The sequence below is a fragment of the Thermodesulforhabdaceae bacterium genome, assembly GCA_037482015.1.
Taxonomy (GTDB): Bacteria; Desulfobacterota; Syntrophobacteria; order Syntrophobacterales; family Thermodesulforhabdaceae; genus JAOACS01.
Map to the genome: position 1 here is coordinate 162,490 of JBBFKT010000001.1, position 23,232 is coordinate 185,721.

At 43.4% G+C, this 23,232-nt stretch carries 22 protein-coding genes and 1 pseudogene; 12 read left to right on the forward strand and 11 right to left on the reverse strand.

The window, feature by feature from the left end; all coding sequences use genetic code 11:
* Window positions 1–4 precede the first annotated feature (4 nt).
* The 5 genes from rfaE2 to WHS38_00715 all read right to left on the reverse strand — a co-directional run bounded on the left by rfaE2 (window position 5) and on the right by WHS38_00715 (window position 3,052).
* A complete protein-coding gene (gene rfaE2, locus WHS38_00695) occupies window positions 5–520 on the reverse strand; it encodes a D-glycero-beta-D-manno-heptose 1-phosphate adenylyltransferase (protein MEJ5299490.1) in 516 nt (171 codons plus the stop codon).
* On the reverse strand, window positions 480–989 hold the full coding sequence (locus WHS38_00700; protein ID MEJ5299491.1) for a hypothetical protein: 510 nt from the start codon (window positions 987–989) through the stop codon (window positions 480–482). Before WHS38_00700 ends, rfaE2 begins: the two co-directional genes overlap by 41 nt.
* A 356-nt stretch (window positions 990–1,345) precedes the next feature.
* Window positions 1,346–1,840 carry a tRNA (cytidine(34)-2'-O)-methyltransferase gene (locus WHS38_00705; protein ID MEJ5299492.1) on the reverse strand — a complete coding sequence of 165 codons (495 nt, stop codon included), beginning with the start codon at window positions 1,838–1,840 and terminating at the stop codon, window positions 1,346–1,348.
* Window positions 1,841–2,088: 248 nt separating this feature from the next.
* On the reverse strand, window positions 2,089–2,700 hold the full coding sequence (locus tag WHS38_00710) for a hypothetical protein (GenBank protein ID MEJ5299493.1): 612 nt from the start codon (window positions 2,698–2,700) through the stop codon (window positions 2,089–2,091).
* A 25-nt stretch (window positions 2,701–2,725) separates the two neighbouring features.
* Window positions 2,726–3,052: a recombinase family protein gene (locus WHS38_00715; protein MEJ5299494.1), complete on the reverse strand. Its 327-nt coding sequence runs from the start codon at window positions 3,050–3,052 to the stop codon at window positions 2,726–2,728.
* Window positions 3,053–3,170: 118 nt separating this feature from the next.
* Between WHS38_00715 and WHS38_00720 the strand changes: the two genes are divergently transcribed.
* Entirely contained in the window at window positions 3,171–4,325 is a 1,155-nt protein-coding gene (locus WHS38_00720; protein ID MEJ5299495.1) for a radical SAM protein, read from the forward strand.
* A gap of 455 nt (window positions 4,326–4,780) precedes the next feature.
* On the opposite strand, the gene WHS38_00725 is transcribed toward WHS38_00720, so the two are convergent.
* On the reverse strand, window positions 4,781–5,458 hold the full coding sequence (locus WHS38_00725) for a rhomboid family intramembrane serine protease (GenBank protein ID MEJ5299496.1): 678 nt from the start codon (window positions 5,456–5,458) through the stop codon (window positions 4,781–4,783).
* Window positions 5,459–5,762: 304 nt separating this feature from the next.
* On the opposite strand from WHS38_00725, the gene speD reads away from it, so the two are divergent.
* From speD to WHS38_00750, 5 genes are all read left to right on the forward strand, one after another.
* Window positions 5,763–6,143 (forward strand): adenosylmethionine decarboxylase, encoded by a 381-nt coding sequence (gene speD / locus WHS38_00730; GenBank protein MEJ5299497.1) that lies wholly within the window; start codon window positions 5,763–5,765, stop codon window positions 6,141–6,143.
* Window positions 6,140–7,084 carry a polyamine aminopropyltransferase gene (speE, locus tag WHS38_00735; GenBank protein ID MEJ5299498.1) on the forward strand — a complete coding sequence of 315 codons (945 nt, stop codon included), beginning with the start codon at window positions 6,140–6,142 and terminating at the stop codon, window positions 7,082–7,084. Before speD ends, speE begins: the two co-directional genes overlap by 4 nt.
* Window positions 7,085–7,118: 34 nt before the next feature.
* Window positions 7,119–7,484, forward strand: coding sequence for a zinc ribbon domain-containing protein (locus WHS38_00740; protein ID MEJ5299499.1), 366 nt, complete (start codon window positions 7,119–7,121; stop codon window positions 7,482–7,484).
* A gap of 30 nt (window positions 7,485–7,514) precedes the next feature.
* Entirely contained in the window at window positions 7,515–8,453 is a 939-nt protein-coding gene (locus WHS38_00745; GenBank protein ID MEJ5299500.1) for an RluA family pseudouridine synthase, read from the forward strand.
* A gap of 546 nt (window positions 8,454–8,999) precedes the next feature.
* Window positions 9,000–9,698, forward strand: coding sequence for a tetratricopeptide repeat protein (locus WHS38_00750; protein MEJ5299501.1), 699 nt, complete (start codon window positions 9,000–9,002; stop codon window positions 9,696–9,698).
* Between the two features lie 14 nt (window positions 9,699–9,712).
* Here the strand turns inward: WHS38_00750 and WHS38_00755 are convergent, their stop codons facing one another.
* Window positions 9,713–10,045, reverse strand: a complete 333-nt coding sequence (locus WHS38_00755; protein MEJ5299502.1) for a hypothetical protein — start codon at window positions 10,043–10,045, stop codon at window positions 9,713–9,715.
* A gap of 160 nt (window positions 10,046–10,205) precedes the next feature.
* Between WHS38_00755 and cysQ the strand changes: the two genes are divergently transcribed.
* Window positions 10,206–11,042, forward strand: coding sequence for a 3'(2'),5'-bisphosphate nucleotidase CysQ (gene cysQ, locus WHS38_00760; GenBank protein MEJ5299503.1), 837 nt, complete (start codon window positions 10,206–10,208; stop codon window positions 11,040–11,042).
* Between the two features lie 79 nt (window positions 11,043–11,121).
* Here the strand turns inward: cysQ and WHS38_00765 are convergent, their stop codons facing one another.
* Both WHS38_00765 and WHS38_00770 read right to left on the reverse strand, forming a co-directional pair.
* Window positions 11,122–12,348 (reverse strand): SufD family Fe-S cluster assembly protein, encoded by a 1,227-nt coding sequence (locus WHS38_00765; protein MEJ5299504.1) that lies wholly within the window; start codon window positions 12,346–12,348, stop codon window positions 11,122–11,124.
* The gene (locus WHS38_00770) at window positions 12,312–13,097 is read right to left on the reverse strand and encodes an ABC transporter ATP-binding protein (GenBank protein ID MEJ5299505.1); all 786 of its coding nucleotides are present in this window, start codon (window positions 13,095–13,097) and stop codon (window positions 12,312–12,314) included. The genes WHS38_00765 and WHS38_00770 overlap by 37 nt, the downstream gene beginning before the upstream one ends.
* Before the next feature lie 294 nt (window positions 13,098–13,391).
* Between WHS38_00770 and WHS38_00775 the strand changes: the two are divergent.
* The 5 genes and pseudogenes from WHS38_00775 (at window position 13,392) to WHS38_00795 (ending at window position 21,182) form a co-directional block, all read left to right on the forward strand.
* A pseudogene (locus WHS38_00775) lies at window positions 13,392–17,810 on the forward strand (NAD(P)-binding protein).
* A 17-nt stretch (window positions 17,811–17,827) separates the two neighbouring features.
* On the forward strand, window positions 17,828–18,259 hold the full coding sequence (locus WHS38_00780) for a hydrogenase iron-sulfur subunit (protein ID MEJ5299506.1): 432 nt from the start codon (window positions 17,828–17,830) through the stop codon (window positions 18,257–18,259).
* A complete protein-coding gene (locus WHS38_00785) occupies window positions 18,260–19,213 on the forward strand; it encodes a 4Fe-4S dicluster domain-containing protein (protein MEJ5299507.1) in 954 nt (317 codons plus the stop codon).
* Between the two features lie 27 nt (window positions 19,214–19,240).
* Entirely contained in the window at window positions 19,241–20,299 is a 1,059-nt protein-coding gene (locus WHS38_00790; protein MEJ5299508.1) for a 4Fe-4S dicluster domain-containing protein, read from the forward strand.
* Window positions 20,300–20,336: 37 nt separating this feature from the next.
* Window positions 20,337–21,182, forward strand: a complete 846-nt coding sequence (locus WHS38_00795; protein ID MEJ5299509.1) for an FAD/NAD(P)-binding protein — start codon at window positions 20,337–20,339, stop codon at window positions 21,180–21,182.
* 113 nt (window positions 21,183–21,295) lie between these two features.
* Here the strand turns inward: WHS38_00795 and WHS38_00800 are convergent, their stop codons facing one another.
* Window positions 21,296–22,237, reverse strand: a complete 942-nt coding sequence (locus WHS38_00800; protein ID MEJ5299510.1) for a radical SAM/SPASM domain-containing protein — start codon at window positions 22,235–22,237, stop codon at window positions 21,296–21,298.
* Window positions 22,238–22,296: 59 nt separating this feature from the next.
* Window positions 22,297–22,803, reverse strand: coding sequence for a cobalamin-dependent protein (locus WHS38_00805; GenBank protein MEJ5299511.1), 507 nt, complete (start codon window positions 22,801–22,803; stop codon window positions 22,297–22,299).
* Window positions 22,804–23,232 lie beyond the last annotated feature (429 nt).

Below are 23,232 nucleotides of genomic sequence, written 5' to 3' on the forward strand. Positions count from 1 at the left end.
CGTTTTAAGAATTATTATTTAACTGGTCCATAGATCTTATCTTGTTGATTATTTCCGTTGTAGAGAAGCCCTTTGTTATCGGCACTGTTACCACCCTTCCACCATAACTTTCCACGAAGTCTTTTCCTACAATAGCATTTAGATCCCAATCGCCTCCTTTTACCAAAATGTCTGGTTTGATGCGCTTTATAAGTGGTAAGGGATCAGGTGTATCAAAGATTGTAACAGCATCTACGCAGTGAAGTCCTGCAACCATTTCTGCTCGGGCAAACTCCGGCAGAATAGGACGTGAAGGTCCTTTTATTTGTCTTACCGATTCATCTGAATTTACCGCCACTACAAGAATGTCTCCCATTCCCTTTGCAGCTTCAAGGTATCTAAGATGTCCAATGTGCAGAATATCGAAACAACCGTTGGTAAAGACAATGCTTAGATTTCGGGAACGGGAAAGTTTACAAAAAAAACCAAGATCTTTTTCACTAAGAACTTTGTCCCTGGCTCTGGATATTCTTTCTCTCATTTTTTATCTTTTGAAGCCTTATTCTGACTATATCTTCTATTTTCTTAAGTTCCTCTTCCGTCATCCCTTGTTTAAGCAATACTTCATCGCTATCCAGTTCGTCAATTAATCCTTCTTGAAACATCTTAATCCAGAAAAACAGGCTTTCCACAATGGAATATTCTGAACACAGAATTTCTCCCGGATCCTGCACCACAATACTGCCTTTAAATATTTCTCTAAGCTCTTTTAGTGCTTGGCGTCCAGTTCCTCGCCTTTTGGGACCAATTGCTTCCAGGTAATACAGCGTCAGATCTCTCCCGCCTTGAGGATTTAAGGCTATACTCGCAATACCGCGATAGATCCATGGTTTCTCAAAGGCTATAATTTCCATGGATCCAAAACCTTTGAGTATTGTAAGAAGCTCTTTGTAGGAGTAATTTCCGTATGCAGAACTCCAAATGATACCTTTCCATTCGATCTCAGCCAATATTGTTCTCCTTGTTATCTATCGCATGCGACAACCTACACTACGACGGGAAAATGATTTTCCTGCCTTGCCTATTAGAAGAGATTGTTTAGCTTCCTGAACTGCCCGTTTAAGTGGTTCACACCACTGATGGACGTCTTCAGATGATATTTGGAATGAACTTAAGGGTGGGTGTTTTTTAGAGCAATCCTTGCTCTCAAATATAACCACTCAGTAGCCATCTCGTTTTTTGAGAATCACCGTATAAAAACCTAGTTCTTTCAATTCCGGACATATTTCTTCCATTGCCTTCCTTAATTCGCTTCCATCCTTCATGGATTTTTGCCCTGATCTGGTTAGATTAAAAACTTCTGTTTTTATGCTGAAAAGGCTTTAGCCGTTACGGTTTTTATTTGCCTGAGAGCTTCGAAGGCAACTATTCCAACAGCGGTTGAAAGGTTTAGACTTCGCACTCGACTTCTATCAATAGGAATAAAGGCGACAGAGTATTTTCCCGAGAACAAAAGATCTTCTGGAAGCCCTCTGGTTTCAGACCCAAAAATTAAACAATCTCCCGGCTGGTAAAGAATTTCGTCGTAACTTATTGTTCCTCGAGTAGAATACAGAATACATCGTGATGGGTTAACCGCCTCTATAAATGCGTCAAATGACGGATGCACAAAGAGCTTTACGTGAGGCCAATAATCAAGTCCTGCCCTTTTGAGATATCGGTCCGAAAGCTTGAAACCCAATGGTTCTATAAGATGTAAAGGCAGTCGAGTTGCTGCGCATGTCCTGGCAATGTTTCCGGTGTTTTGAGGAATTTCGGGTTGATACAGAACTACTCTCAATTTTTCACTTTCTTGATACATGGACAGGAAACCTCACCCGCTCTTGAATTTTTCTTTTTTTGAGTAGCACAGCAAATAATAAGAAGCAAGAATCAGTGAATAGGAAATCCAGACTTTTAGCGATGGCGTTCGAAAAAATATCGCGATGATAACCGTCACAGTTGCCCATAAATGATGCTATATTTTAACAATCTTGTCCCAATGTCCTCAAAACGTAGGTCGTTAAAAGAACCCCCAATTAAAGGATAATTTTCAAACAGCTACAAATTTTACCGAATAAGAAGATAAAGTATGCTATCACCCAAAGCTTGCAAAGATTTATAAGGAAAGACGCTCGAATTTGTGGCGAAAGCCCATAGGGCTCCTAAGCTTATACCGGCTTTTATGACCCATTCTACGATTTTAGGGATTGATAGATCGAAAAGAATAAACAGTCCTCTTCCTAAGCTGAAAGGGGGTAACGGGAGCATCATATTCGCTACCGCAACGTAGCAATTTATGGTGATAGCTAATCGGAAGACCGAAGATGGAAGAATACTTGTGTATAAGGTGGAAATTATGCCAGCCAGAGCAAGATTCCCGATAGGGGCAGCAAGGTGATATAGCAATTTATAAAATCGGTTGTCTGCTAATTGGTCTTCTGATGGGCTGTAAGGCTTGGACCATCCCCAGCCCGTTATAAGAAAGATAGGGAGAGCGAAAGGATCCAGGAATTGAAATGGATGGGGCACAGGCTCCTTTTTGAATTTTGCTGGAGGAACCAGAATCATGAGCGAAAAATATTGAGCAATACCTTGAACTCCAGAAGCAAGAGCTACCGATACAGCCCAGGCTATCCAAAGTTCAACAGACGAAGAAAGTCGGGTAACAATCCAATCCATTCCTCGCTCTCCATAATCGTATTTTTTATTCTACGGTTAAAAGCTCAATTCCTTCGGCTCCAAGCTCAAAAAGTATTCCATCAATTTCATCTCTGGAGCTTCCCAACCTGTCAAGGCTATAAACAATGAGTCGTTTGATTTTGTGACGTTCCACATCCATAAAAAGATCTCTTCTGCTTCTGTAAAAATGAACATTTTCATCTATCTCTATGCCCCAACGATTTTTCATGGTTTCTACGATAGTTTCTTGTTGCTTCTGAAGAGGACGCTCATAGGAATCTCCATCTTCCGGTGTAAGCTCAGATTTTCGAACCATAAGATAAACTGCTGTGATTTTTTCGTCTTTGCTCATCTTTGTAAACCTCCAGTTTCTTTGAGAATCGGGTCGTGATGTTGTTCTTTTCTGTCAAGTCCTTATAATGTATGAATGAAAATCTTCATACAAGATATTTCTCCGGGGAGGATGAAAAATGCGCAACTCAGAATGGTTTTTTGAACAGGGTCCCATTCGTCCGCCAAGCGAAGCAGCCAGTTTGCTACTTAGATTTACCAGAAACTGCCCCTGGAATAAATGCACTTTTTGTCCGGTTTACAAGGGTACGACTTTTAGTAGGCGTTCCCTTGATGAAATCAAACGGGATATTGACGTTGTGGTGAGAATTGTTGACGATGTAAAGAGCCTTTCTTGGTCGGTTGGCGAAGGCGGGAAGGTAACTCCCTATGTGCTTCAGGAAATTGCAAGGCATCGAAAAGCCAACCATTCCTATTACCATGTTGCTCAATGGCTTCTTTTTAACACGGGTAATGTTTTTATACAGGATGCGAATAGCCTGATTATGTCAACTGACGAACTAGCTAAAGCTATCCGTTATTTGCGATCTAGAATTCCTGAAGTGCGTCGAGTTACGTCCTATGGAAGAAGTAGCACTATAGCAAGAAAATCTCTGGAAGAGCTTATAGAACTCAAGGAAGCTGGGCTGGACAGAATCCATATTGGAATGGAAAGCGGAAGTGATAGAGTGCTTAAATACGTCAAAAAGGGAGCCACAGCCCTCCAGCACATTGAAGCAGGGCAAAAAGTTAAAGCAGCAGGCATAACTCTTTCGGAGTATATTATGCCTGGACTTGGTGGGAAAGGTTACTCTGAAGAACACGCTTTAGAAACTGCTCGAGTGTTGACCGAAATCAATCCTGATTTCATTCGCTTAAGAACTCTTCAAGTTCCGCCGTTTGGACCTTTATGGGATGATGTTCGATCTGGGCGATTTGTGCCTTTAACCGATGATGAAGTGGTGCATGAAATCAGAACTATGATTGAAGCTATGGGAGATGTTCAAAGCACCCTTACTTCCGATCATATTCGGAATCTTCTTGAGGAAGTAGAAGGTAAGTTTCCCAACGATAAACCGAAGATGCTTGCTGTAATTGATGAGTATTTAGCTCTTTCTCCAGAGGATAAACTTCTTTTCAGGCTTGGTCGCCGCGGCGGAGCTCTCAGATCATTAAACGAGATTAGAAATCCAATGGTAAAGTTTCGTCTTGAACAGGCTCGTAAGGAACTGGAGAAAGAGCTTGGACAGGATATAGAATCCATTATCGGGGAGTTGGCTACTCAGCATATATGATGTGGATAGGCTTTTTGCCTATCCCTTTGAGAAGCTGTTCAAAGACTTCCTTTACAGGGGGCAAAGTGATACAAGCAATAGAAAACGCGGGGATGAGACTCAGCTTGAAAGAACTTTCCGGGCTTAGGCTAAAAACGGCCCAATATATAGTGATTCACCGGAATTGGGATAGGGGTGGTCAATTTGACCCAAAACGGCGGTAAAATATTGGGAGGGTCGCCGTCCTCGGCGACCAATGCATTCGAAATTTTATTTTTTTATGGTTCCCTGTGGCCATTAGTAATATGGCAGCTGCGCTTTGCTCGCTGTGATCAACTCACGAGAGGACTTTCACCTCCAGAAACACGCACACGCCGGGTGCACCGAGTTGTAGGGGCGACGCATGCGTCACCCCTACATTTACCCGTGAGCCTATTGCCAGGACACTCCTACATGTAAAAAAATTTCGAACACCCTTATCCCTTTGATGGCCTTAGAATTCTTAACAAAAATACTCCGCCGATGAATCCGCCAATATGAGCCCACCAGGCTATGCCTCCGTAGGCTCCAGCTCCACTAACAATAGAAAGAGCTCCGCTGTAGAATTGAATGATAAACCAGAGTCCTATGAATATGACGGCTGGAAGTTCCACAAAGGTGACAAAGAAAAATATCGGCACAAGAGCCAGAACTTTTGCTCTCGGATACAGGAACATATAAGCTCCCATTACTCCTGCAATGGCTCCACTGGCTCCTACGGTTGGAATGGTTGAAAATGGGTTTGTTATAATATGGATAATCGCTGCAATGATGCCACTCAGGATGTAAAATACTAAATAGCGAATATGTCCAAGAGCGTGTTCAACATTATCGCCGAATATGTAGAGAGTCCACATGTTACCGATCAGATGAAGCCATCCGCCGTGAATAAACATTGAGGAAAAAAATGGAATAAGTTGGGATGTGAGGTTGAAATGGACGGCAATGTCTGGGCGAAGATAACGTGCAGGCACGATACCGTAAAGCATGAAAAATCTTCTTAAAGCTGGCCCCAGAGCTAACTCGTTGATGAAAACAATGACACATATAGCAATAATAATGTAATTGACAATTGGAGTTCCCCTGGAAGGGTTAGTGTCTCTTATAGGGATCATGTTCCTGTTGCCTCTTACCTGGTTTACCCTTGTGGTTGTCTCAGGTTAAGATATTACCTCATTTACGGAAAAAAAACATGAAAAAGTGAGTGAAACCGGAAAAAGTTACATTCTTCGACTGAAAAATGTGAATTTTTCTATTGCATTTCGGAAATTTTTTTGTATAGTGTCGGCGGTCTTGAGGTTGCACCTCCATTTTTATGGCGGTTTAGGGGAATAAGGTACCCACCACATGAAGTGGAGGTTTTTGTTTTATTAACATTAACTGAAGGTAAAAGTATGACGTGAGGAAGAAGAGAAAAAGATGAAAGCACTGGGAAAACACCTGATAGTAGAGCTTTACGATTGCGACAAGAATTTAATTGAACACGTTGATCAGGTGGAAGCCATCCTGGTCGAAGCCGTTAATGTTTCCAAGGCAACCATTATAAAACCTGTATTTCACCAATTTAATCCCCACGGTGTTAGTGGAGTAGTGGTTATTGCGGAGTCTCATTTTTCTATCCATACCTGGCCAGAATACGGTTATTGCGCTCTAGACATTTTTACCTGTGGAGATCAAATTGATTCCGATCTTGCGCTTCAATTCCTGAAAAAGGCCTTTAAAGCCAAAAATATGTCTATAATGGAATTGAAGCGTGGAACGCTGGATGTGCCGGAAGGAGAGCTTAAGCATAAACCATGAAACGCCACGATAATCTTGGAAGTGCTTATTTGTGGTTTAGAGAGATTTCTCTGAACGGCGATTCAATTTCCTACCTGTGTGATCAGGTGGTATGGTGTGGTGTTTCAAAGTATCAGAGGATAGATATAGTTGACACGAGACTCCACGGAAGAATGCTTTTCCTGGATGGAGTTGCACAATCTTCTGAAAGGGACGAGTTTATTTATCATGAACTACTGGTTCATCCGGCAATGTTTGGACATCCGGCGCCGGAGCGCGTTCTTATTATTGGAGGAGGAGAGGGGGCGACTCTTCGAGAAGTCCTTCGTCACTCCACCGTAAAGCGAGCTGTGCTTGTAGATATAGACGGGGAACTGATAGAAGTCTGCAAAAAGTATCTTCCTACCTGGCATCAAGGAAGTTTTGAAGATCCTCGAGTTGAAATTGTTGTAAGCGATGGTAGAGCCTATGTTGAGCAATGCACCGAAAGCTTCGATGTTGTTATTATTGATCTCAGTGATCCACTGGAAGACAGTCCGGCAGTTTTCTTGTTTACCCGAGAATTCTACACTCTCGTAAGAAATAGGCTTACGCCGCAGGGATGCGTTACCATCCAGGGAGAAGGGGTCAGTCCTCAGGAGCATACTCTACACGTTCGTATTGTGAACACGTTAAAGGAAGTTTTTCCTGTAGTGAAGCCCTATATCTATAGTCTTCACAGTTTTCATCGACCCGATTCCCACATTTTTGTAACTCTTCAGGAAGATTGGACTCCAGAACATACAGCCGAGCGTTTTATCAAGTCAGGTATGTCTTTGAGATATCTTACGGCTGAGATGTTCAGAAAGCTCTTTATACTTCCTTCATACCTTCAGGAAGCATACGAAGAGGATAAGCATATCATTACTGATGAAAACCCCTCCTTTGAGGGCGTTTACCATCGGGCACCTTTAGAAAGTTGATCCGTTCCTCCATGTAAAATGGAGGAGAAATTCTATGCCGATCTATGAATATCGCTGTCTTACATGTGGCAAAAAGACCGAATTTATAACTTTCCGAATTTCTGAAGAACTTCCTCCCCTTGTGTGTTCTAATTGTGGGGGGACTCAACTAACAAGACTTGTTTCGCGAGTTAGAGTGCGCCTTTCTGAAGAAACACGACTTGAACGCCTCGCCGATCCTTCACGATGGGGGCATTTTGACGAAAATAATCCCAGGGATGTGGCAAGGTTTATGAAAACAATCGGACAGGAAATGGGCGGTGAATTGGATTCGGACGACATAGATGCTCTGGTTGAAGAGGCTTCTGAAGATAGCTCAGAAGATGAACCAGAAGAAAACACACCCGATGGGGAATCTTGATGATTTTCTGGAACTTACCCGGTATAAGATATGTCCTCGTTAAAAGAATCTCGCTTAAAATGGTATGTAAATCCAAAAGAAGCGAGCACCTTTCTTGGTGACTTCCTGTCAAAGGTTTATTCTGTAAACATTGAGCTTTCGAAGTCTCTTATAGAATTTGGCTGCGTATATGTAAACGGTATCAGAACACAAGATCCAGGTTATAAACTTGCTGTTGACGACAAAGTTGAGCTTTATCTACCATCCTATGGACCGAAAAAATTTTACGAAATAAATCCTGATCGTATTCTGTATAGAGATGCCTGGATTTTGGCCTATAACAAGGAACCTTTTATTCCATCCCACCAAGTTCCTTACGATGATTACAATCATGTGTTTGGAGGTCTTAAGCGTTTTCTTTCAAGAGAACACCCCGATCCTTACGTGGCAATACATAACAGGCTGGATGCTGAAGTAAGCGGAGTGCTTCTTTTCTCTGTTAACAAAAGCGTTAACCGAAGGCTTTCAAAAATCTTTTCTTCTCATGACGTTAGAAAGATTTATCTCCTCTGGGCAGAAGGAACACCACCTGACAATGCCTGGACTTGCACCAAACCTCTTTCTAAAAAAGATGGTAAGTATTGCTGGGTGGATGAATCTGAAAAAGGCAAGCCGGCAAAGACCAACTTTGCTGTTATCTACAGAAAAGATTCTAAGTTTTTAATCATCGCCGAACCCATAACAGGACGAACACATCAAATCAGGCTTCATCTATTAGCAAGCGGACTTCGGTTGTGTGGAGATCGGCTTTATGATGGACCTCCTGCGCCAAGACTGATGTTACATGGATGGCAAATGGAATTAAGACATCCCTACACGGGAAAATCTTTATCTATTAAGGCTCCGATTCCTGACGAGTTCTTTTTAGGGGAATTTTCCGATAGTGCCGCTCGTGATGCCACCGAAAGATTTGAAAAGTCCAAGCGCTAGCCTTTACCCGAACATTCTGTCTACCTTTCTAAGTTCAATTTCATAGTGTTTAGTCAAGTGTGTCTGCAGGGGAAGAGCTTTTCTAGATTTGGAAATGGTTACTCGCAACCATGATGAGCTTTTCTGGCTGTATCTCTTTGTAAACGGCCTCTGGCTCTGAAAATAACGCTGGTTCTTCTTCCCGGTTTGACGCTCTGTTAACCCCCCTAAATCCCCCCGTCAACGGGGGGACTTACACATTATTTCCATCAACGTGGGGACTTCTTCTCCCTCCCCGTTGACGGGGAGGGCCGGGGTAGGGTCTCCTTTCTCAAAGCTCGCTCTACAGCATGAACCACACAAAGCTGGAATCGTGACCTGGGAAATTCCATAAGAACAACTTTCCCTATCGTCAATCAGACACAATTAATGAAACACTACCTTCAATTTTTTGCAAGCGTTCCAATTCAATTTGACTCACCAGGGGGTTCTCTGCTAGAAAGTTGTGGCTTTTGACTCTGACTATGTGGTGTGTAAATGACATCGTGAAACCTTCAAGGAGCTATTATGGCGCCGAGGATTAAGAAAAAACCAATTATAGAACCTGAAGAGGTGGAAACCTTAATCGAAAAAATTATTCGCAAAATCAAAGAAAACTATAGATGGTCAATTTGTATAGTCGCACTGATCTGTATAGTGGGCGTTGTCTTTTGGGGATATGGAAAATATACTCAGAGTCAAAACGAGCAGGCGGCTTATGCCTATTATCTAATTGTTAAAGATATTCCCACAGCCGACAAAGACATAGAGAACTGGGAAAAAATGGTATCGGCTTTTTTGTCAAACTACGATCGACATCCTCTCTCAGTTCTCGTTAGAGTGGATTTGGTTCGTTTAGAAATAGAGAAAAACAGATGGGACAAGGCAGCTCGGGAAGCTGAAGCAGCTCTTCAAAATTTGTTACCCACTCATCCTATGAGGCCCTTCTTTTTGCGTTACCTTGCTATTGCTCACATGGAACAGGGGCATTTGGACGACGCCCTTAAATACCTGGATGAACTCGTTAAAGTTGCCCCTGAAGAATGGAAACGCGAGATTTACTGGAAAAAAGGTCTCATTTTTGAAGCAAAAGGCAAAATAGATGAGGCAAAAGCTTCGTGGCAGGAAGCTTTGAAAATAAACGGGCTTTTTCCCCCAGAGGATCTTATAAGAGAGCACATGAACGGAAAATCGGTAGCTGTCTCAAACTCTCCTAACAAATCTTAATCTAGAGTTGGACTCTATAGCTTGATTCTCAAGCGGTCAAGTATTGAGTCGGCAAAGTCTATTATAAAGTCCCGCTGGATTTTTGTGGCGTAGCCTATACAAGAGCACCTTAGAACCGAGTGACTTCTTATGAGAAATTCGAATCCTACAAATCTTCTGCTGAGATTTACAGCAAAGTAAAAAGGTTGGCACTGGATGTGTTCTTTCTGGATGTTTGAGTAAAGTTCCTGGGGTAAATCAACCCAGTAAATTCCTTCCATCGCTGACATTTTAGTATTATCATCCAGGTATTGTTTTATTTCGTCGTAGTCAGATTCCCTAAGTTGATCGATAATATATTGTTTCATTGAAAATCTCCCTCATTTTTGGCTTATTTTTACCCTTAACTACACTTTACTCTTCGGAATATTGCCATAACATGCTATTTCTCTCAGCCTGTGAAAAGCAATGTGTTTGTAGATGAAATTTGCTTTGCGGTCAATGCATCTTCTACGAAGGAGCTCTAGGATGTTAATCTGCGGTAAGGAAATAAAAGAAGAATTAATGCTCGATTTATGCCGTCGGGTGGGGGATGTTATATGTTATCATTACGAAAAGGGCTTTGAAACCTTTTCAAAGGAAGACAAATCACCCCTTACAAGCGCTGATCTTGCTTCGCATCAGATGATTATTGAAACACTGCGGTCTTTATATCCTGATATTCCCGTTGTGTCGGAAGAATCGGCATCTCAACCCTATAGCGATCGCCAGAGTTGGGAAACTTTTTGGCTTGTTGATCCTTTGGACGGAACGAAAGAATTTATTCACCGTCAAGATGAATTCACGGTTAATATAGCCCTGATTCAAAAGGGTATTTGCCAGTTCGGTATCGTCCATGTGCCAGTTTATAGACTTACATATTTGGGCTACAGAGATAAAGGAAGCTGGAGAATCGACGAAAAGGGTGAAAAGATCCCTATTTATCCATCTCCAGTTTCTGAAAAAGGAAGAAAAATAAAGGTTGGAATAAGTCGTTTTCATTTGGACGATCGCACCAAAGCCTTTCTTGAAACCTTCAAAGAAGCATGCGAACCTGTTGTTTGCGGAAGTGCCTTGAAATTTTGCTATGTTGCCGATGGTTCTATTGACCTTTATCTTCGGTTTGGTCCAACCTGGGAATGGGACACAGCGGCAGGGCAAAGTGTAGTTGAAGCTGCAGGTGGAGCCGTGATCGATCTTGATGGCAACGATCTCATTTACAATAAGCCTTCTCTTAAAAACGGTCCTTTAATTGTAACAGGCGATAAAGAATGGTTTATTAACACAGATTTCTGGAAATGGATCAAAGATAGAGCCCTTATATAAGCTTGTATGTCGATCGATGAAGAATATATAAGGGCGCACGATGGTGCGCCCTTATAGCTCGTCGGATTTCCCTTGAAATCTACATAACGTCCTTGTTGCTTTCTTCTATAGCTCGGTCTATTTCGGCTTTCAGTTGAGGAGGAAGCCCGGGGATGTCCACATTGAGGAAGCCTCTAACGATGGTCGATGTTGCTTCTTCTTCGTTAAGACCTCTAGCCATGAGGTAGAATATTTCATCCTGAGCGATTTTACCCACCGCGGCTTCGTGGGACATTTCTACACCATCAACATGACCTTCCAGTTCAGGAATAGCATGCATAATACCACCGTTCAGGATAAGACCTCGACATTCAAGATGAGCTTTAATTTCAGGTGATTTGCCGATGAGATGACCTCTAGCTATGATAGTCCCGCCGTTTGTAATTGCTCTAGATACAATTTCTGCGCGGTTTCCGGGATTGTTTAAGAAAATTCTTCCGCCAATATCATAGATAGATCCTGGAGAACCAACAATAATGCTGTAAAACCTAGCAATAGCGTTGGGTCCTGCAAGATGTGTGGTTGGATACATCTGTATGGATTGAACAGGTCTCATGCACACGTAGTTATTAAGGAAAAGCCCGCCTTCCTCTACAATAGCACCAGACCTGGGACGAACGTGCATTTCTTCCGCCCAGTTATGAATCATAGTGAAGGAAAGCTTAGCGTTCTTCTTGACAAAAAATTCAGAAATACCAATGTGAATTCCTCGCTTCATTCTGTGGGATGTCACACAGCCGGTAATGACATGTAGTTCTGAACCTTCTTCAGCTATGATTATATTGTGGACGTTTTGTTGGAGATTTTCTTTGTCCATGAACATACAAGCCTGAATGGGGTAAATGGTTTTTGTGCCTGGAAGAGCTCGAATCACATATCCATCGTGGAGATCAAGTTCCGCTGCGGACGTGTATTTATCGGCATCTACCTGGACGACTTTCCAATAATAGTCCCATATCCAGTCGTAATGTTCCAGAGCATACCGAAGAGGAATAACCTCAACGCCTTCCTGCTTAACACTGCAGTGAGCTACTCCTGTGTTTTTCTGAAGAAAAGTTCCACCTCGCTCCTTCTCGGTCACATCAATACCAGCCATCGCCAGCAGTTCCCGTTCTATTTCCGGAAGAGAACACACTGCTTCGGAGCTTAGAACTTCTGGCGGTTCAACCCATTTTTCGAAGGAGTTTAGATCTACGTCTTCTCCAAAAGCTGCTTTCTTATCTACTGCTTTTAGTGCTTTTTCTCTGAATTGTTCCCTATTATGCATCGCACACATTCCTCGTATCCTACTTCTCTTATGCATCTAAGTATTTCTCTTGGATTTTCTACACAACTCATAACTCCATCAAAAAGCACTTGTCCTTTTGTGGCATGGACGTAATCCAGAATATGGCCCGTGTGAGTAATAATGAGCCCCATTTTTGTCCGTTCACGTTTCTGCTGAATGAGGCTTTTCTCCGATCTGGGGATGATGGACTGCCCTAGGAGTCTTGCTATAGTTTTTCCAATAAGTTCCATATTTTCTAGATCAACGCCCGATTCAGGTTCATCAAACAACATAAAATCGGGATCCTGAGCCATTAATTGGAGAAGTTCACACCGCTTGATCTCTCCACCAGAAAAGCCATCATTTACATCTCGATCCAGAAAATTGTGGAAGTTTACTGCTCGAGCCAGAGCTTCCACGTCCACATTTTCCTTTTCTCCGGCACAGATTTTGACCATCTGTTTGGTCTTGAGTCCCCTTATGGTTGGAGGTCTCTGGAAGGACATCCCAATTCCTAGCTTTGCTCTTTCGTTTATAGGCAGGTTAGTGATGTCAACCCCTTTGAATATAATCCTGCCGCCAAGCACTTTGTATTGTGGATACCCCATAATAGTCATAAGAAGAGAGGTTTTTCCCGATCCGTTGGGGCCGAAAAGCACATGTGTCTCCCCCGGCTTGATCTCCATGTCTATGTGCCGGAGGATTATTCTTCCCGCTAACTCTACCTGAAGATCTTCGATAAGTAACATCGATGATACTCCTTACTGCTGATTATGTTCGACGAGCGGGTTTAAACTAAACTCTAACCCTCCATAAAGCAAGCCGAATTTTGTGAAAAGCGGAGAAAAATAATTTTGATTTGCAATTAACTGAAAGATGCATTTCTTCCCGCTATTAAACCCATGTATAACAAGCCCAAAAAAAGTTTAGCCATTTTGAAGATCTATGCTGTTTTGACTTGACGGAAAACTAAAGGGGGATTATATCTCGAAAGGATTTTTTTAGGATCTACATTGTGAACGAAGGAACTTGCTACAGCGGAGGGGGTCATGTCTGAAGCAATCCATGGTTCGGTTATGGTTGTTGGGGGCGGTATAGCTGGCATGCAGGCAGCGCTCGATTTAGCTGAGTCCGGCTATTACGTATATATGGTTGAAAAAGAGCCGTGTATTGGCGGCGTAATGTCTCAGTTAGATAAGACATTCCCAACGAACGATTGTGCAATGTGAATTATCTCCCCCAAGCTGGTCGAGGTCGGCCGGCATCTAAACATAGAGCTTCTTACTCTTTCTGAAGTAAAGAGTATTGAGGGAGAGCCAGGAAGGTTCAAAGTAACTGTTTCTCAAAAACCGAGGTTTATAGATCTTTCAAAATGCACAGGCTGTGGGCAGTGTGAAACGGTATGTCCTATACGGTGTCCAAATGAATATGACGAGGGCTTGAGCCAGAGGAAGGCAGCCTATCGCCGTTATCCTCAAGCTATCCCGGCAGCTTTTGCTATAGAAAAACGCGGAATGGCGCCCTGTAAGGTCGCCTGCCCGGCTGATATTTCCGTCCAGGGCTATGTGGCTCTTGCTGCCGAAGGAAAATATTTCGAAGCCCTTAAGCTCATAAAAGAAGAAAATCCTCTTCCCGCTATTTGTGGGCGAGTCTGTCATCATCCCTGTGAATCAGCTTGTACGAGAGGAAAGCTCGATGAGCCAATAGCAATTGATTTCATTAAGCGTTTTATTGCTGATCTGGATCTGAAGGCTGAAACGCGCTACATACCTGAGATCAAAGAAAAACGTGAAGAGAAGGTTGCTATCATAGGTTCGGGACCTGCAGGACTCACTTGCGCCTATTATCTTGCTCAGGAAGGATATCAGGTTACGGTATTTGAAAAACTCCCTGTGCTGGGAGGTATGCTCGCCGTTGGTATCCCACCTTACAGACTTCCCAAAGATATCCTGGAAGCTGAAATTGATGTTATCCGCCAGATGGGAGTAGAATTTCGCACAGGAGTTGAAATCGGAAAGGACATAACCATCAGTGACCTGAGAAAGCAGGGTTATAAGGCTTTCTTTATAGCGGTTGGTTCTCATAAGTCAAAGAAGCTTGGTATAGAGGGTGAAGATCTTGAAGGTGTCTATGCTGGAGTTGAACTCCTTTGTGACATCAACCTTGGTAAGCAGGTCAATCTGGGTAATCGAGTAGCTGTGATTGGTGGCGGCAATGTGGCAATGGATGTTGTTCGAACTGCATGGCGACTTGGTGCCGAAAAGCCCTTCATAGTTTACAGAAGAAGTATCGAAGAAATGCCTGCTAACGAGGAAGAAATTGAAGAATGTCACGAGGAAGGTATAGAGATTATCACTCTCACGGCGCCAGTTAGAATCATAGGCGAAAATGGGCGAGTGAAAGCTCTTGAATGCATTAAAATGGAACTTGGGGAGCCCGATGAAAGTGGAAGACGGCGACCTCAACCCGTTCCCGGCTCTGAGTTTACAATCGAAGTCGATTCCGTCGTTGCGGCAATTGGTCAGGAGACAGATTGGATATGTATTGAATCGGCAGGTGATTGTAAGATCTCGCGATGGGGGACAATGGAAGTTGATTCTCTAACGCTTCAGTCCTCCGAACCCGATATATTCGCAGGAGGCGATGCTGTTACAGGTCCTCGCACCGTCGTGGAAGCTATCGCAGCCGGTAAACGTGCCGCCAGGTCTATAGACCGATTTTTGAAGGGTTTGGATCTAAGAGAAGGTCGAGAAAAAGAGAAAAAAGCCGTAGAAGATGTGCCTCTTGAAGGCTACGAAAAGGCTCCTCGAGAGCGGATGCCTCGACTTAGTGTCGAAGAACGTCGGGGTAGTTTTAAGGAAGTTCAACTTGGTTTTGCAGAGGATCAGGTTCGTCGTGAAGCTAACCGATGCCTTAGCTGTGGCATCTGTTCCGAATGTTATCAGTGCGTTGAAGCCTGTCAGGCTAATGCCGTAAAGCACGATGATCAACCTGTAGAAAAAACCATTGATGTGGGAGCTGTTATTCTTGCGCCAGGATTCAAAGCCTTTGACCCAACAGTATATGAAACCTATGCTTTTGCAAAACATCCCAATGTGCTTACGTCTCTTCAATTTGAGCGGATTCTTTCGGCTTCAGGTCCCACAATGGGGCATCTTGTAAGACCGTCAGATCATAAGGAACCGAAAAAAATAGCCTGGCTACAATGTGTGGGTTCCCGAGATATCAATCATTGCGATCATCCTTACTGTTCTGCCGTATGCTGCATGTATGCCATAAAACAAGCTGTTATCGCGAAGGAGCATGCAGGAAAGGATCTTGAAACCACTATCTTCTTCATGGACATGAGAACTCACGGCAAAGATTTTGAGCGATTCTACATCAAGGCGGAAAAAGATCAGGGAGTTCGCTTTGTTCGCTCAAGAGTTCACAGTATCGATCCCATACCTGGCTCTGATGATCTTAGTATTACCTATGTGAACGAGGACGGTGAGATTACTCAGGAAACTTTCGATCTGGTCATCTTGTCCGTTGGACTAGAAATTTCGGATAGCCTCAAGGATTTAGCTCAACGCCTTGGGGTAAATCTAGATGAATATGGCTTCTGTAGAGGGAGCTCCTTTAAGCCCGTAGAGACCAATCGAAAGGGAATTTATGTTTGTGGAGCTTTCCAGAGTCCGAAGGATATTCCTCAGTCGGTAATGGAGGCAAGTGCTGCGGCTGCTGAAGCTGGAAGTTTGCTTCACGAGGCTCGAGGCACGCTAGCGCGTGAGAAGGTCAAGCCACCTCAGATCAACGTCTTGAATGAGCCCCCAAGAATTGGCGTATTTATTTGCCACTGCGGTATCAACATTGCTGGAATGGTTGATATTCAAGCGGTAAAAGAATATACCAAGACGCTACCCTTTGTGGAATATGTGGCTAACAATCTCTACACCTGTTCGCAAGACACTCAAGAACTCATGAAGCAGGCTATAAAGGAATATCGCCTCAATCGAGTGGTTGTGGCAGCTTGCACACCGAGAACTCATGAACCTCTCTTCCAGGAAACTTTAGAAGATGCTGGCTTGAATAAATATCTTTTTGAAATGGCTAACATCAGAAACCACGATTCCTGGGTGCATCTTGATAAGAAAGAAGCTACGGAAAAGGCTAAGGATCTTGTGCGGATGGCTGTTTATAAAGTCGCTCTCATGCAGCCTCTTACAGAACCAGAACTTCCAATAAATCAGGAAGCTCTGGTGGTGGGCGGAGGTGTTTCGGGCATGAGTGCCGCTCTCGCTCTCGCCGATCAGGGTTATCGAGTGCATCTTGTTGAGAAATCGGATCGCCTTGGAGGTCAGGCTCTGGGGCTTTACAAGACCTGGACGGGTGAAGAGATACAGAGTTATGTTTCTGAACTTGTCGAAACTGTGCAAACTCATCCCAATATATCACTCTACATTTCATCTGAGATTTTCAAGGTTGATGGATTTGTAGGAAACTTTACCACGGTTGTTAAAGGTCCTGCGGGAGAAAGCGAAATCAAGCATGGAGTAGCTATTATTGCAACGGGTGCGGAAGAATTTAAGCCGCAGGAATATGGTTATGGTGCTGATTCTCGCATCATGACCCATCTTGAACTTGATCAACTCTTTCTGTCTCATGATGCTCGGCTTAATGGAATCGGTTCTGCAGTTTTTATCCAGTGTGTTGGTTCTAGAGAACCGTCAAGACCGTACTGTAGCAGGCTCTGCTGCACTCACTCCCTTGAAAGCGCTCTGGAACTCAAGCGACTTAATCCCGATGCTGATATTTACATTCTCTATCGCGACATGAGAAGCTACGGTGAACGAGAAAAGCTCTATCTTGAAGCTCGCCGCCAGGGTATTATTTTCATCAGGTTCGATCTGGAAAATAAGCCTAAAGTGTGGTCTGAAGATGGAAAGCTTAAGGTGGAAGTTATAGATCATATACTTAAGCGTCCCATTGTAATAGATTCTGACCTCGTTGTTCTGGCATCAGCTATTATTCCTCGTGACAATGATGCTATAGCGCAGTTTTTCAAGGTGCCTGTCAACGAAGATGGCTTCTTTATGGAGGCTCACGCCAAATTGAGACCCGTAGATTTTGCAACGGATGGGGTCTTCCTCTGCGGGTTGGCTCATTATCCTAAGCCGATTGATGAAAGCATTGCTCAGGCGAAAGCGGCTGCGGCTAGAGCCGTTACCATCCTTGCGAAGAAAACCATGACTTTCAGCGGCACGGTGGCTCAGGTTGATCAGATGCTCTGTAGCTCCTGTGGCACCTGCGTTAATATCTGTCCTTACTCGGCTCCTAGATTTAACGAGAAAGGCAAGGCGGAAATCAATCCGGCTCTCTGTAAGGGCTGTGGTTTGTGTACAGCTTCGTGCCGCTCGGGAGCAATACGGCTTATGGGATTTGATGATGCTCAGATTTTCGCAATGATTGAAGCAGCTTAAAGCAATGGAGTGCAAACATGACCGATTGGGAACCTAAAATTATAGCTTTGCTGTGTAACTGGTGTTCCTATGGAGCGGCGGACCTTGCGGGCGTAAGCCGCCTTAAGCAGCCGCCCTATATCCGCATTGTTAGAGTGCCCTGTTCTGGGCGAATAAACCCCAAGTTCATCCTTGCATCCCTTCGGAGAGGAGCGGATGGAGTCTGGGTTTCCGGATGTCATCCCGGTGATTGTCATTACATCGAAGGAAATTACTATGCTCGACGCAAGTTCGTGCTTTTTAAGAAATTTCTTGAGTATGTTGGGATAGAACCTGAAAGGCTCCACTTTTCGTGGATTTCGTCCGCTGAAGCGACGAAATTTGCAAAGGTGGCGGAAGAAGTTGTAGAGGCTGTGAAAAGTGTGGGTCCGGCACGGTATCTGGTAAAAAGAGAAGTCGAGGTAGAGTGAATGTACGAATACACTGAGAAAATCCAAGAAATAGCAGCAAGACTTCTTCAGGATAAGGTTGTGGATGGGGTTATAGGCTTTCGTAAAGGCACCATCCCTATGGTTAATAATCCGGTTTTTATAAAGCATCCAGAGCAAGTGTCCCAACTCTACTGGGATAGCTGGTGTGGAGTTAACCTTGCCAATTACCTCCCAAAATTTCAGGGTAAGGTAGGGGTTGTTGCAAAGGGATGTGATAGCCGAAGTATTGTGGTGCTGATGATGGAAAACCAGATCTCCCGGGATCAGCTTTACATCATCGGTGTCCCTTGCAAAGGAATGCTCGATAGAAGAAAAGTATGGGATGCCGTGGGAGATCGTGGGCGAGATGTTACGGATGTTCATGAAAAAGACGGTATTATAACGGTAGCAGGGAAGGGATTCTCTCTGGAACTCGATCGTAACCAATACCTTCAGGATAATTGTGCTATTTGCACTCATCGAAATCCTGTTCTGTATGATGAGTTGATTGGGGAAATGGTGCCTGAACAGGAAGTGGATCGGTATGAAGATATTCGAGCCATCGAAGCTTTGCCGTCTGATAAAAGATGGGAACATTTCCAGAAGCTTGTGGAATCATGCATACGATGTTACGCCTGCCGGAATGCCTGTCCCTTCTGTTATTGTCCGCAGTGTTTTGTTGATGAATCTAAGCCGCAGTGGCTAGGAAAAACTATAGATCCAACGGATACCCTGACGTTCCATCTGCTTAGAGCTTTTCACATGGCTGGAAGATGCACTGACTGCGGATCTTGCGAACGAGCATGCCCCATGGGTATCAAGGTTAGAATGTTTACCAAGAAGCTGGAAAAGGATGTAAAAGAACTTTACGGTTATGAAGCAGGGGTGAAACTTGGAGAACGACCGCCCCTTGATGCTTATCGTCCTGATGATCCTCAGGAGTTCATTAAGTAAACAAAGAGCAGCGAAAAGGATGTGTCAATGAGCAGGCTAATAAGGTTGACTCAGGAAGGTTTGACCGAATGGCTTCGTAAGTTTAGTAAAACCCATCGTCTATACGGACCCGTATGGACGGGAAGTTATCACGAGTTCAAGTTGCTTCAGGATCCGAAAGAGATAGACTGGAATTACAGGAATACTCGGCTTTCTCCCAAGGCTCTCTTTATGCCTCCCGCCGAAAAGATGTTCGTTTTTTCCATGGATCCTGACGATCCCGAAAAAGCAATTCTTAAAGAAGCTCCAAAGGATTTTGGTCCTCGAATTATCGTCGGCATACGTCCCTGTGATGCCTATGCCATGAAGCTAATGGATAAAAATTTCATTACACCTCAGTATCAGGATCCCTGGTGGGTCAAACGTAGGGAAGAGACTATTTTAATAGGTTACGGTTGCACAGAGCCCTGTTCAACCTGTTTTTGCTCTTCCGTTGGGTCGGATCCCTTTGATACCAGGGGATTGGACATATTGGTTGTTAATGTTGATGGAGGCTTTGCCGTATCGTTTGTATCCGAGCGGGGTAAAGAATTGTTGCGTAACGAGCCTTTGGGAGCCAGAGCTTTATCAGGATCGGAGGAAAGAGCCCTTCAAGATAAAATGGCAGATTCAAGATCGGTAATGCCTCGTCTGTGGGATGAAAAAGCTGTCGCTACGAGACCACTTCTTGACATTTTTAATGCGCCCTTTTGGGAAGATGTGCAGTTTTCCTGTATAAACTGCGGCACCTGCACATTTCTCTGTCCAACTTGCTGGTGTTTTGACATTCAGGATGAGGTGTTTAAAGAGCGAGGTTGCCGAGTTCGGTTGTGGGATTCCTGTATGTTCCCACTTTTTACACTGCATGCGTCGGGGCACAATCCCAGGTCTCAGAAGCTTCAGCGAGTCAGGCAACGTTTCATGCATAAGCTTAAATATTACGTAGATAAATATCGTGACGGTGTAGCTTGCGTTGGTTGCGGGCGATGTGTGCAATTTTGCCCTGTAAACATAGACATTCGCGAAGTCATGCGGCTCATGGTGTCACATTGTCAGTGTGCTCTGTGAGCCAGCTCTGTCATACAGTCGGTAGCATGGAGGAAAGATGGTGAAAAATCCATATAAACCCTATCCGGTAAAGATTGATGAGATCATCGTTGAAACCGATGACCGTAACCTTAGAACATTTCATTTTAAGTTTCTTAATCCGGAGGATGAGGCGGCTTTTCAATATCTCCCCGGGCAGTTTGCCGAAATTTCTGTGCCGGGACAGGGAGAAATCCCTATCGGGATTGCCAGTTCTCCTACTGAGAAAGGATACTTAAAATTTACAGTAAACAAGGCAGGGAAGGTAACAACCTATCTTCACAACATGAAACCAGGGGACATCATCGGAGTTAGAGGTCCTTTGGGGAATTGGTATCCCTGGGATAAACTTGAGGGCAGTAATGTTGTGATTATCGGTGGAGGCTTTGCTTTTACTACTTTACGGTCATCCATTGTTTATATGCTTGATCCTGCAAACCGCCCCAAGTTTGGCAATATTACTGTTATCTACGGTGCCAGAAATCCCGGACTTCTTCTTTACAAGGAAGAACTTTTTGACTGGGAACGTCGAGACGATATTGTAATGCACATAACGGTTGATGCCACTAACGATCCTAACTGGAAATATAATGTCGGATTTGTGCCTGCTATTACCAAAGAAAAAGCCCCCAGTTCTGAGAATGCCTATGCTATCGTGTGCGGTCCGCCAATTATGATCAAGTTTACGCTTCCCGTCTTGAGAGAACTAGGATTTGCTCCGGATCGCATCATTACAAGCCTTGAAATGAGGATGAAATGCGGGATCGGAATGTGTGGACGATGCAACATTGGCACCGAATATGTTTGCAAAGACGGACCCGTTTTTACCTTTGAACAGCTTTCACACCTGCCGAATGAGTATTAAAAAAGGGCGTTAATGTGATATTTAATAACAAAAAAGGCACCATCTTTATGGTGCCTTTTTTGTTACAGACAATACGGAAGAAAAATATGCCGAGCGTCTCAGATGGGTAACCGTCATTCTGGTTGCATTAAACAGTTTTCGCAGAGCATGCCTTTGACTTGCCCTCTTAAGAACCTTCTTCTTACTTCCATATAAGGTTCCCCGCGCCAGGCTTCGTAGATGGATTGTTTGGTTAAATCTCCCAGAACAGTTGTCTGTTCCCAATCGTTACAGCAAATAAGAAGCTGTCCCTTAACGTTTATGTAAATTTGCTCAAAGAGCCTGTGATACCAGGTAAAGGGCATAAGCGGGCGAGCATTGATAGAAAGTGAAGAGATACTCTCATGAGCGCGGTTGCTCATAGGACGAATGGCTACTCGAACATTTCTCTTTTTCCAGTATTCTTTGATTTTCTCTATATCTGGTTCTATGAGCTTTGTTCTTATCATGGTTATCCTAAGTTCTGGCTTTTTCTTCCGGAACTTTTTCTTTAATTCTAAGAACCGGTCAATTTTTTCAAGAACTTCCTCAAGTTTTAGACCTACCATGGTTTGTTCGTATTTTTCTTTAACGATGCCGTGCACACTACAGGTAAGCACGTCTAGTCCTGAATCCAGCAAGTCTCGAGACATTTCTTCCGTGAGAAGGCTTGCATTGGTGTTAATTTTTGTATAGGTGGGGAAGCGCTTTCGGGATGAGATATATCTGATCCTTTCCCCAATTTCTTTGTCGAGAAGAGGTTCATTCATAAGGTATGGGCTTATTCTGAAGACTCTGTATTTTGTTATTTCGTCAATGATGGTTCTATAAAGATCCCAATCCATAGAACCTCTGGTGAGAGGATTATTGGTCTTACCGTGAGGGCAAAAGATACAGTGAGCGTTACAGGCTGCGATAGTCTGAATCTGAATGTTTCTTGGAAAATCCCACATGGGGAGTTTTCTTTCAAAAATAAAACGCCTGGCTTTTTCAACCCATCCAATGGGCTTATCTTCAAGGTAATAGCTGATTTTCATTTTAGGTCTCCTACAGAAGAGACCAAGATTTTCATTGCCTTATTGTTTTTTGCTTTGCTCTATATGGTTACGTCAATAATCATCCTGATGAAATGAGACACATTTTTTACGATTATCAAATTGTTTTCATGAGAGATTTCTGCTGGATCTTTCAAGCCGGGACCTCCTGCAAGAATTAAGATATTTGGCTGTAGAAGCCGTCTAAGACGCAGGAGTTCTTCCGCTGAATCTTCCTGAATTACCGTGACGCCAACGATGTCCGGTGGATCTGATGCACAGGCATCTACAATTTCTTCTGGGGTCTTCATTAACCCGAGAAAATTATAGGGAATGCCCAAAGCATTGCAAGCCATATGTATTACTTCAATTCCCAGTCCCCAACCATCATCCAGAGTAGCGGTTATAAGTCTGGGTGGATTTTCACAGATAGAACTTAACCCCAGAGAAATCCTGAGACTCTGCAGTTTCTTCAGTTCTTCAAGTAAACTCCACCTGGGTGGAATGCCGCTTTTTTCCCAAATCTCCAGCTTTTCCCTGACAGCTTCTAAGAAATAGGCTCTGTTCATCAGATCCTTCTCGATGACGTTCTAGCTAAAGTTTTTACTCTTTTACTAAAACTTGCTTGAGTTCATTGAAAGTATACCATAATGTTTTTCATATCAAGTTAAACCAGTTAGAGAACTTGCTAGGTGTTGTAGCGAACCGCTTCAGTTTCAGACGGTTGCATCATGTTTATTGCGTATCATGTTGATAATTAACAAATATGTTTAAGAGTTAATTTTGTGATGAGACACCTTGATCTTAAAAAGTCAGAATCTAGACTGGTATCTATAGATATTCGTGAGGGGATTTTGGGACACCTTCAGATACAGATAAAAAGAGGCTATATTTGAAAAATCACCTGAGATTTATGATAAATAGCCATGAATTTGCTTTTTGCCTCTTGAGATCTAGTGCAGAATTCTTTTTACAAGATGAATCTCAATAACAAAAAA